Origin of the sequence: Desulfosporosinus fructosivorans (genome assembly GCF_004766045.1) — a bacterium.
GTDB lineage: Bacteria > Bacillota > Desulfitobacteriia > Desulfitobacteriales > Desulfitobacteriaceae > Desulfosporosinus > Desulfosporosinus fructosivorans.
Genome location: NZ_SPQQ01000008.1, coordinates 243,658 through 255,296, shown reverse-complemented (window position 1 = coordinate 255,296; position 11,639 = coordinate 243,658). Strand labels below are relative to the sequence as shown.

Below are 11,639 nucleotides of genomic sequence, written 5' to 3'. Positions count from 1 at the left end.
TTGTTTTTTTGAAACTCCTTAGAGTTTCTCTCATTGGCTGTCCTTGTTGTTTAGTTTTCAAAGACCATTAAAGTCCATGTTTTTATGAGTTTGTATCCCCTGCACCCGTTTGGGCCGGATCTACAGCTTAGCATTTTCAACTTGCGTTGTCAATGACTAATTTACTGTGGTTTAGATTGAATAGTTTGAAGGTCTTACCCCTCACTTGTTCATTCAGTGTGCGTCTTTGTGGCGCTCAGTTATAGTACCATTTCCAACGTACACTGTCAACTTATTATTTTCTAGTTTTACAGTTTTTATACATCTGGAAAACTTGTGCAAAAACATTTATCCCAATCGGTCACCGACTTCACAATCATTACTATATACTCCTACTTGCCAAATATAATTATTATCCATCTACTGCGCGCTATATCGTAAAATAGACAACCAGTTACCCGTATAGACTTCTTCCATATTCGATGCCAAATTGCTCCTAAGTATTGCCCAGAAAAGTATGACCCTATCAAAATGGGGTAAGTTGTCCACGCCCAACCAAGGTCTAACCAAGAACGAAGTAAGACAATTAAGAGCACTGGAATATGAACGGATAAAAACCATTGCAATGATAACTTTGTAACATACTCTCTCCAATATCCAAATGGGATATTAAAAAACACCACCATCAGCGAAACAATAACCCAAGTCATCCCCCCATACCTCCGTTTTCTTAATCAGTTTTATTTACTTTACTTATGTTTACGAGGCACTTTCTTACAATATACATAATTAATTAACTCTTAACGAGAGGAGCGTGCTGCAAAGTGTTTCAGCGGCCGATCATAGTATTTGTTCGTAGAATTTGGGTTTGGGGGGTAATGACGGTCTTCATCATTATGTTACTCGGAGCAGGGTCTATTAAGATGACGTCTTCATTCTCTTCTAGTGTAAAAAACAAAGTCATTGTCGTCGATCCTGGACATGGTGGAGCGGACCCAGGCGCTCAGAATTCAGGACTCAAAGAAAAAGATATAAATTTAGATATTTCAATACGATTACGTGATATTTTGGAGTCAAAAGGATGCATTGTTATCCTAACGCGAGAAATAGATAAGGATTTTTATCTCCCCGGATTTGTACTAGGGCGCATGGCAAAAAGGGCTGAACTAGATAATAGAATTAATATGGCTACTGAAAATAACGCAGATTTATTCATTAGCGTACATACTAACAGCTTTCCCCGTCCTAATACTTACGGCATGGAAACATATTATCATCTTAACTCATCACCAGGTAAATCCCTCGCAGAGCTGATCCAAAAACAGCTCACTCAACTTCAATCTGATAACAAGCGCAAATCCAAAGCAGGAGACTATTACCTTATTAATCAATCTAAAATGCCCGCAGTGATTGTTGAAGTGGGGTTTATCTCAAATCCACGGGAAAGGAATCTTTTGTTATCGAATAATTACCGCCACTCCATCGCTGATGCCATAGGTACAGGAATTGAACATTACTTCAACGACTTCCCCCAGGGTGTCAGGGAAAGCATCCAGACAGTATCACAAGAAGGCCCCCCCATGAATAGTGATGACGCCTATAAGCTCTATTTTTCGAGCTCTGATTTAGAAAGCCTGGTTCCAGAAAATAGGCATATTAACCAATCAACATGGGCAAAACTCACCCTCTCACAAAAATCGACCCTTGTCCTACGTGAACTCATCCAAGGACCTCAAGCGGTCACGAGTACGAGAACCATTACACCAAAAACTAAGATACTCTCTCTAACTGTTCAAAATGGCATAGCTATTATCGACTTTAGTAAGGATATCCGGGATGATTTCCCCGGGGGGGCCCTGGTAGAGGATATAACCATAAAATCAATTGTATGGACAATGACTCAAATCCCTGGAATTGACGGGGTGTCTATTTTAATTAATGGTGAATATGGAGACTCTATCGGAGGGCATATCATCTTAGACCATACGTTTCCCGATAAACCTTAGTTCAATTTCTATTATAGGATGCAGCTTGCACGCTACTTCTTACGCTACGCCTGTTATATAACTGATTAATTGTTTTTAGTTTATTCATTACAGCTGTTGCCTTTTCCTCAGACTGTAGTATAATAGTATTAACATTTATAATCTGTATAAGAGGAGGTCTTGTCATGAACAATGTCACTGTAAATGATAATGCTCCAACGAGTGATAATTCTCCAACGAGCGGATCCATATTGTATCCCCCAACATGCTCTCAGTGCCCTGATCGCACGAATTGCGCCCAGTGCATTGCATTTTAAACTCTACTTGCTCCACGCAATCCCCCTTACTGAAATTTTATAGACAATGGGCTGAAACAATCTTATTTCAATTGTTTCAGCCCATTTTTGTTCGAAGATCAAATTTCATATAAATCATACAATATTCCATACACTCTCAAGACCCCACTTATTGCAAGTGGGAATTCATTTGAACGAGTTACTATTATATTGTCAAGACCTGGGGCTGGATATGAAATACAATATCATAGCGATCGCTTAACCATTTTGACTTCCATTCATCCAATAACAAAACGGCATAATTTTCATCTTTATCAATTACTACGGTACTCATGCTTGATTCAGTCAACAGTTTAATGATCTTTGGATCTTTTTCTACCCACCGTACGATTTCAAAGGGAAGGTGTTGAATATCTACCTGTACCCCGTACTCTTCGCGCAAACGGTATTCTAACACTTCAAACTGCAATTGCCCAACAACACCGATGATTGGAGCCTCTACACCCACATGGAGATCTCGGAAAACATGGATCGCGCCCTCTTCTTGAAGTTCCTGAATTCCCTTGATGAATTGTTTCCGTTTTAAGGCATTCGCAATGTTGATTCGTGCAAAGTTCTCAGGGTTAAAGAAAGGCATCGCTTCAAACTGAAGCCCATCTTTTTCGGTAAGAACATCCCCGATCCTTAATAGTCCACTATCATGAACTCCAATAATGTCCCCAGCAAAAGCCTCATCAAGAATTGTTCGTTCTTGGGCAAACAACTGTTGCGGCTGCGCCAACCGAAGACGTCTATGGGAACGTGTATGAATCACGTTCATACCCCTTTCATAACGACCAGAACAAATCCGGATAAATGCGATGCGGTCCCGGTGCTGAGCATTCATATTGGCTTGAATTTTGAAAATATAGCCGGAAAAGCTGGGGGTTTCCGGTGCTAGTACCCCAATATTCGTAGTGCGTGGTTGTGGCGCGGGCGCGATTTCGAGAAAACTGCGCAAAAAGTTAGGGACGCCGAAGTTATTGAGAGCGCTCCCAAAAAAGACGGGTGTTACATCTCCACGATCAACTCGTTCTTGGGAAAAATTATTTCCGGCTAAATCTAAAAGCTCAATCTCCTCTTTAAGTTGATTAAGAAGTTCTTCTCCGATGCCTTCCTGCACTTTTGGATCGCTGAGAGCACCAGAGACCGGTGGATTAGCACTGGATTTAATACTACCTTCTATAAATCGTTCAACTTGCTCTGTCTTACGATCATAGATTCCTTTAAAATCCGGGCCCATTCCGATTGGCCAATTCATAGCATAAGATTCAATTCCGAGCACCTTTTCAACTTCATCCATTAAATCAAGGGGATCCTTAGCATTACGGTCAAACTTATTAATGAAAGTAAAAATTGGAATACCCCGTTTTCGACAGACCTGAAACAGTTTTTTGGTTTGAGTTTCAACCCCTTTAGCGGCATCGATCAGCATAACTGCACTATCGGCTGCCGTCAAGGTGCGGTAGGTATCTTCACTAAAGTCCTGGTGACCCGGTGTATCTAGGATGTTGATCACATATCCCTGATACTTAAATTGGAGGGCACTAGAAGTGATAGAAATCCCCCGCTGTTGCTCAAGGTCCATCCAGTCCGAAGTAGCATGGCGTTCTGATTTTTTGGCTTTGACCGAACCTGCTTCACGAATTGCCCCTCCAAAGAGAAGTAGTTTTTCCGTCAATGTCGTTTTCCCAGCATCTGGATGGGAAATAATTGCAAAGGTTTTACGAGAATTAATTTCTGTTTTTAAATCCGTTTGGTTCAATGTTTTTAACTCCTTAACTTATCATTTGTCTCATACATTCTATTCCATATTTTATACACGGGTATGTAATAAAGAAACCTCAATTTGGCGCGCCTATGGTGCACAGTTAACAATGATAAAAATCAATTATAACATGCCCAAGTATATATTCTCAAATAATTTCCACTCTCCTTAATTAATAACAACGCTGACGCTAAGGATTTGATACATACATACAACATACATCTATCTAATAGAAGGTTCTATAAATAATATGCCCATTAACTTACAAGGTATCTCGTGTGACTAGATAGATAGATAGAGATAGGTAGCGAAACCGAAATTGTCTTATGTCCTAAAACATACCAAGCGGAAAGTGAACTTGTTCAACTAAAGTTGAACCTCGAGACTTCGGTACAGGACTCTTACCCCCACCGAAGCGGAGTACGGGGTCCCATTCCAACTCCCACTTCTAGAACTGAGAGTCGCTCACCGATTGGATGCAGCTGAACAAGTGAAATAAGTCAAGAATAAAGAAGAGCTCAGAATCATTTATCTGAGCTCTTCTTTATTCTTGACCTAATAAATATCTGCGTCTACCCTCAGTGGACTTTTTTAGCTATTTTGGCTTGTTCTGCAAACCATTGTTCGGCTGCATAGTTTAACGGTAGGGTTCTCACATCTTCCCATACAAAGTCTTCTACGGATAGTATTCGTAAATCCAACTCCTTGAAATACTGGCCGCAGGCTTCACAAGCCACCACTTCTATCCCCGGGAATTCTCCTGAATTCAGATAGTTTTGATCAGATGCCTCTTCCCTTCCGCAGAGTATACAGCCCACACGTGTCGTTGACCATTCATATCCGCAGAGCGTACAGTGTAAGCATCGTTTACCATTTGGGGCAGTAAGTACAGAAAGCGCTACACCTTCACCGCATATCGGACAGTCTGAACTTTCAGCTCTATCCGCACTGGAAATATCCCTTTTCTTTTCCATAACCCAAGAGTGAGAGAGATGAGCAATACCAGTTAAGGCGATCTGCAAACGGCTTAACAACTCAAGGTCTGAAACAGGTAGCCCAGCATTGAAGTCATGCCACGTTTGACTTAAGACAGCTTCGGAAACTAATACTCCGCGAACCTGATTTAACCTTTTCCAGAGTTCCAAAACTAATATTTCTGGAAAGTCTCTAAGGGGGTAGTAAGGAGGAGTCTCAGCAATAATCAATTTGTCCATCCAAAAAGAACCCCGCTCATCTTGCCAACGCCTTACTTCTTCGTTCAATAGGCTATATGTCTGATAAGCTTGCTCCATTGTTTTGTCACTTACAATTTTCATCGTATGCATTATCTTATCCATTAGGAGCTCCCCTTACATTTTTTAATCCGTGAGACTCCTACTTCTCCAAGTGGGAGTGGTACCCGGTTAGTTCACTTTCTAGCCTTTGGCATATTTTTTAAACTATTGTCGTATGCCTTTTGCTCCTGTTCTAACCGATCCAACCATTCTCCGTGATGAGCGCGGGCAAACCTTTTTGAAACATAACCATCGATCATCCCTGACATTGCAGCTCTCGAATCAGGGTGCAAAAGTCCTAAATACATATGCCCAATGACGGCTGCAGTCATCATTATCATTGAAATGTCGTGAACCGGATAAGCCCAGCGAACCAAAGCTGGTGGGAACGATGAGGCAAACCACATCACAATCCCACTAAGTGTAATGAAAACAGTACCAAGAATTGTGATCAGTGAGTTTATTTTCTCTCCCCCATTAAATTTATCTGGTGCCGGATAGATGCCGTGTCCCCCAAAGAACTCTTTCGGAAAAGCGCTTACATGTTTCCAATCAGATTTTGTAAAATTAAAAACAAATTTTAACCATCTCCAATGATACCGCGGATTTCCAACAAAGAACATCAATCCCACAACTACAACAAAAATGATCGCTGAAACACGGTGAATCACCATGGCAACTTGAACTCCTCCAACAATGCTCATTGCTGGTTGAAAAAAAGTACTTAGAACCCCTAGACCAGTAAAGAGCAACACAAAGAAAGAAACGGCATGAACCCAATGACTAATGCGTTCTCCCATGCTAAATCGCAAAACTTTGTCTTCAACAATTCTTCCTACTGGTATATTCTTAGTTTCCAGATTAAGCGCCATTAGTCTTTCCCTCCTTTTTTACTCTCTGAATTACTAGAGTCAGAGCTCTGATTTGACCGATAATTCCCCCTAAAGAGATTGACAAAAACCCCTAGAACTACGGCAGCAGCTGCTCCACCGACCGCAGCCCCACCCACTGGACGGATGACATCTTTCCAAAGAGTCAGGGAGAGTGGAATCGTTGGATTGAGTGGGAGACCATATACATCTGGACTATCTAATAACAAATACATGTACGTCGTGCCGCCCATAATATTTTCTCCATAGAGCTGTGCCTTTGGATGAGTCTTCTGAACTTCCGTGAGGCGAATCTTCGCTGTTGCTAACAAGACATCACGTTCTCCAAATTGTAGTGCACCTGGTTGGCACGTGTGAACACACGCAGGAAGAAGGTTATTTTCAACCCGATCAATACACCCCGTACATTTGAAGGATTTTTTCAGAACAGGATCGACCTTCGGAACCCCGAACGGGCAGTTCTCGACACAGTAACCACAGCCAATGCATTTATCATGGTCGAAAACGACGTAGCCAGATTCTGTCTTGGTAATTGCATTTGAAGAGCAAGCCTTCATACAAGCAGGGTCTGCACAGTGAAAACACTGTGCCTTGCGCATTAGCCAATTCATTTTTTGATCTTCATATTTTTCGAAGAATGTCATATATGTCCATGTCTTAGTGGTAAAGGCATTTTGAGTCTGATAACTCGTGATCAGCTTGGTTTTCTCCGCAGGGAGCTCGTTCCACTCCTTACACGCCACTGAGCATGCCTTACATCCCGTACATAATGATGTGTCAACCAAAACCATTTTCCTTGTCATCAATTTGCCCTCCTTATATTGACTAGGCAAACTTTATACTCTGGAGTACCCGCTCCAGGATCTAGTGCGGCGATGGTCAATTCGTTGGTACTCGGTCCAGGACTTAAGGACGCAAAGCCCCAACTCCAGGGCATACCGATGGTTTCAGTGTCTTTTCCGTTGACTTTGTAAGTCTGTATTCGTTCCGTCACTAAGGCCCGCACTTTAATTTTACCGCGAGCAGAAGAAACTTCGACCATATCTCCTTCTTTAACCCCAATTTTACTACCCAGATTTTTACTGATTTCAGCAAAGGGCTCCGGCATAATTTCATTCAGCCATGGAATATTACGCGTAATTCCTCCGGCACAGAAATGCTCTACCACTCCATAGGTGGTCAGAACATGTGGGAACTCTTCCGGCTTGCCGATTTCAGTGGATATAACCAGCGCCATTGGGCTAATTGAAACCTTAGGATGCAAGAGATTTGTTGTTGGACTTTCCGTCGGCTCGTAGAATTCCGGCAACGGTCCATCAACGCATACACTGGCAGCACGGATTCCGACGGCCGGGAGTCCATCAGCGGGTGCTTCTGCCGGTAATCCACTCATATATGGAGCAGCAAATAACCGACCTACTCCCTCAGGACACATGCGGAAGCTTAACTTTCCTTCAGGTGTATCAGGTCCCTTGGTCTTGTCGACAACGTCCCCACCATCATTTCCAGCCCACACCTTAGCTGCAGCATCCCACCAAATAAGCTTGCGTTTCGCGTCGACTGGCTGACCCGCTTCATCACAGGAAGCACGGTTATAGAGAATACGTACGTTTCCTGGCCAAGCAAAACTCCAGTCTCTAAACAGTCCTAATCCCGAAGGGTCGTCATTTTTACGACGAGCCGCCAGGTTTCCATTCCCCGTCACACCAGCATAAATCCAATTTCCAGTAGAAGCTGAACCGATCGGTGCTTTAAGATAATCCCCTATTGTCGGAAAGAGCTTACCGTTTGTTTCGTCATACCCACTCAGCTCCTGAAGCACCTTCAAAGCACTTGGCTCCTCACCATAGTCCCAACGAGCCTTCAAGATCGGGGCATCCTTAACATCTGTACTCCCTGCATATAACTTGCGGATTTTTTTGAAGAGGTGATCCAGCATATCAAGGTCCGGTTTCGAATCACCGAGTGGCTTGAGCGCTGCGTCTTTCCACTGAATCCAACGCGAAGAATTCGACATGCTGCCTGCCTTCTCATAGACGAAAGCCGCAGGAAACATGATGACTTCAGTTTTAATATCTGCTGGTTTCATCCCTGGTGCACGCCAAAACTGGGCAGTTTCAATCTCGAAGAGGTCAGATACGACCAGCATATCGAGTTTTGATAAGGCGGCGCGTGCGAGCTTGAGGTCCGGAATAGAAACCATAGAGTTAGAACCAACGTTAAAGAGTAACTTAATTTGTCCTTTTTCCATCATTCCAAAGAGTTTTACCATCGTCGCATTCACCGAAGGGTTGTTCTTAGGTAAGTAGCTAAATCCATAGTCATTTTCTTTGGTTGCGTTTTCACCAAACCATGCTTTAAGAAGTGCAACCAGATGTTTTTCATAAAATGACCCACTCCGCACGAGATAGTCGCGTATTGTTTTGTCTGTATTGATTGGAACAGGTAAATAGCCCGGCAAGTTACTGTAAAGGTTGGCCATATCCGTTGAGCCCTGGACATTCGGCTCTCCACGCAAGGCGTTAATACCACCACCGGCTTTTCCAATGTTGCCCAACAACAATTGAATGATGGCATAGGCACGAATCCCTTGAACGCCCGTGGTATGTTGAGTCATTCCCAGGGCATAAAGTATACTTCCCGGTTTTCCTTTACAGAAGACGTCCGCAATTTCCTTAATTTTTGCCGCCGGAATCCCTGATATTTTTTCGGCAGTTTCGAACGTATATCTAGAGTAGTGTGTTTTAAGTTTAGCGAATACGCTATCTTGGTCCTCTAAGCTATCAGTTTTCAGGGGCTTTTTATCCGGTCCAAGTTGGTAACCCCAGCTCGCGGTGCCATACTTCCTCGCTTTTGCATCATAACCAGTAAAGAGGCCTTCTTCTAATTTATAATCTTTACTGACCTTAATGAGAGCATTAGTATAATTTAAAACATACTTTTCATCGTACAATTTCTTTTCAAGAATATAATTAATAATTGCACCAAGATAGGCAATATCTGTTCCCGGACGGATTTGCGCGAAGATATCTGCTTTAGACGCTGTTCGAGTAAAGCGTGGATCGACGACGATAATTTTTGCGCCTTTTTCTTTAGCCCGATTAATCCACTTCATGGCAATCGGATGGTTTTCTGCACAGTTACTCCCGGCAATTAAAAAGACCTCGGCATTTTTTAGATCAGACCATGAATTGGTCATAGCCCCGCGACCAAATGAAGGTGACAAACTTGCCACCGTGGGAGCGTGTCATATCCGGGCCTGATGTTCATTGTAAGGTGTACCAATTAACTCGCAGAATTTCTTTATAAGGTAAGACTCTTCATTGTCCACTTCAGCTGAACCAAGGAAAGCGATTCCTTCAACACGGTTGACTGGCAAGCTTTCTGTCAGTCCCGTTTTAGCATTGACAACCTCATCGGCTGCTTTCCAACTAGCGTCTCTGACTTCTTTAGTTTTCTTGGCAACAATATCCAGTGCCTCTTCCCAAGAAATATCTTCCCACTTATCAGCTCCAGGAGCACGACGTCTCGGCTTAGTCACGCGATCAGGCGAATTTGCTACGGCTAGTAAACTAGCAGCCTTTGGACAGAGAGTCCCTTCATTGGTTGGATGATCTGGATCACCCTCTAAGTGAATTAGCTTGCCTTCTTTCACGTACAACAGCATCCCACATCCACCGGAGCAGAAGTGGCAAATGCTCGGGATTTTTTTGGTCCCTTCCAGTTTTAAGGCATATCCTTTGGCCTGTGCAACCGCTGGGTCAAATCCCAAGCCAGTGGCAAAAGCGGCGATGGAAAGCCCTGAGAGCTTTAAGAAACCACGACGAGAAACATCCATCTCTTTTCCTCCTTCAAATTTGTCTAAAGTCTGTCCCTTTCTCAATTCCAGACTTCTAAACCCTTTAGGTTTATTACGTCCCTCCATATGAAAATATGATACCGAAAATAACTTCTTGGTTTCTGAATTGTCTAACTATTCTTTCTATAGTTTACCTTGCTTTCCTTGGCAAGTCACTATTATGTTCATTATGTAAATTAAAAATATTTCACGAACATAACAAAAAACCCCTTTAAGGGGGTTTTTTACTCCTATATTCAATCCTAATACTATCCGCCTGTTGTTAAAGGAATTGGTACCTCGTGTTCAACCATAGTGGACGAGTTCATATTCCTTACAGCCAATTGCTCGACTTAATGTTGAGCTAAATCTCGAACTGGCTGAAATAATTTAACGGGTCTTCCAACTGGGCCGTACTTTAACTCTGTCGTCAAAATCCCACACTGTTCCAAGAATTCCAGATATCTACGCACCGTAACCCTAGTAAGACTGACCCCCTCCGCGACATTTTCTGCCGAAACTGGTTCGCACGTATCGTGCAAAAAAGAGGCAACTTGCTTTAGTGTGAGTTGGTTCAATCCTTTAGGTAAGCCTTTTTGTCCAAGGCAACCTTGTTTGATAAGCTCATTTAAAATTCTATCGGACTCTTCTACTCTGACATCATCAGAAGGAATATATTCCACTGATGAGACTTTTGCTAGTGTAGCTTTACTCATTTCGTCCGCTATTCCTCCCAACCGTTCTACCATTAGGTTGAAAGCAACCGCCAAGTCACCAATTTCTTTCGGGCCTGTTACATTAACTTTTTCAGTAGCATGTCCTGTGGCGACATCACGCGTTCCCAGGGTAATTTCATGTAATGGACGAATAACGACTCTTTGGATAAAAAACCACGTTACTAAACCAACAATAAGGGTCAATCCCAAGCCAAGCATCGCCAACCGGATTGACGAATAAACGATAAAAGACTGTGCATAACTTTTAGAAATCCCCACATAAAAAATCCCGATAATATCCCCATTTATATCCCGAATAGGTTCGTAAGCCGTCTGGTATAGTTCCCCGACTACATTTGCTTCGCCAAGGTAAATCTGCCCTTTTTGTAAGACAGTTTGGGCAACAATATCGGATACCTTTGTTCCCGTTGCTCTTTCTCCGTCTGGACTACGTACAGTAGTGGCGACTCGTGTATCTCCGAGAAATAGAGTCACTGTATCGCCAGTTAAGTCTGCTAAATGATCAACGAGACCCGTATTATAAGAAATTTGAGTTTTTCCTTTGTAAAGCATTCCGTCTTGCACATGCCACGGTCCAGGGTTACTGAAGTTAATTATCTCCATGCCTGTTGCAATATCAGTATTTGCCTTAACGATTGCTGCATCCACCGCTTTCACCCGCATATGCCACCCGAAAACAATGATGAAGCTTATAGCCAAAACACACAGAGAACCAAGCATTAGAACAAGAATTTGATGTTTTAGTGAACTCAATAAGACCCCTCCTTAGGAGACTATTATCTCGATATAATTCGTTGTCATTGTATGAAAAGCCTGCTTTTTCTGAAAATTAT

General features: G+C 42.6%; 7 protein-coding genes. 1 reads left to right on the top strand and 6 read right to left on the bottom strand.

What is annotated here, in order from left to right:
• Window positions 1-803: 803 nt before the first annotated feature.
• Window positions 804-1,985 (top strand): N-acetylmuramoyl-L-alanine amidase, encoded by a 1,182-nt coding sequence (locus tag E4K67_RS21125; RefSeq protein WP_135550322.1) that lies wholly within the window; start codon window positions 804-806, stop codon window positions 1,983-1,985.
• 480 nt (window positions 1,986-2,465) lie between these two features.
• Here the strand turns inward: E4K67_RS21125 and E4K67_RS21120 are convergent, their stop codons facing one another.
• The 6 genes from E4K67_RS21120 to E4K67_RS21095 all read right to left on the bottom strand — a co-directional run bounded on the left by E4K67_RS21120 (window position 2,466) and on the right by E4K67_RS21095 (window position 11,559).
• A complete protein-coding gene (locus tag E4K67_RS21120; RefSeq protein ID WP_135550321.1) occupies window positions 2,466-4,064 on the bottom strand; it encodes a peptide chain release factor 3 in 1,599 nt (532 codons plus the stop codon).
• 581 nt (window positions 4,065-4,645) lie between these two features.
• On the bottom strand, window positions 4,646-5,404 hold the full coding sequence (locus tag E4K67_RS21115; RefSeq protein ID WP_135550319.1) for a formate dehydrogenase accessory protein FdhE domain-containing protein: 759 nt from the start codon (window positions 5,402-5,404) through the stop codon (window positions 4,646-4,648).
• A gap of 71 nt (window positions 5,405-5,475) precedes the next feature.
• Complete coding sequence (locus E4K67_RS21110; RefSeq protein WP_135550317.1) at window positions 5,476-6,213, bottom strand: formate dehydrogenase subunit gamma; 738 nt, start codon at window positions 6,211-6,213, stop codon at window positions 5,476-5,478.
• On the bottom strand, window positions 6,213-7,034 hold the full coding sequence (locus E4K67_RS21105; protein ID WP_135550315.1) for a 4Fe-4S dicluster domain-containing protein: 822 nt from the start codon (window positions 7,032-7,034) through the stop codon (window positions 6,213-6,215). The genes E4K67_RS21110 and E4K67_RS21105 overlap by 1 nt, the downstream gene beginning before the upstream one ends.
• A complete protein-coding gene (gene fdnG / locus E4K67_RS21100) occupies window positions 7,034-10,069 on the bottom strand; it encodes a formate dehydrogenase-N subunit alpha (protein ID WP_135550313.1) in 3,036 nt (1,011 codons plus the stop codon). Before fdnG ends, E4K67_RS21105 begins: the two co-directional genes overlap by 1 nt.
• Before the next feature lie 353 nt (window positions 10,070-10,422).
• Window positions 10,423-11,559 (bottom strand): cache domain-containing protein, encoded by a 1,137-nt coding sequence (locus E4K67_RS21095; RefSeq protein WP_135550311.1) that lies wholly within the window; start codon window positions 11,557-11,559, stop codon window positions 10,423-10,425.
• Window positions 11,560-11,639 lie beyond the last annotated feature (80 nt).

What these genes read in the sequence shown, in the direction of transcription:
- E4K67_RS21115 (WP_135550319.1), bottom strand. Translation starts at nt 5,404, where the DNA reads ATGGATAAGATAATGCATACGATGAAAATTGTAAGTGACAAAACAATG.
- E4K67_RS21110 (WP_135550317.1), bottom strand. Translation starts at nt 6,213, where the DNA reads ATGGCGCTTAATCTGGAAACTAAGAATATACCAGTAGGAAGAATTGTT.
- E4K67_RS21105 (WP_135550315.1), bottom strand. Translation starts at nt 7,034, where the DNA reads ATGACAAGGAAAATGGTTTTGGTTGACACATCATTATGTACGGGATGT.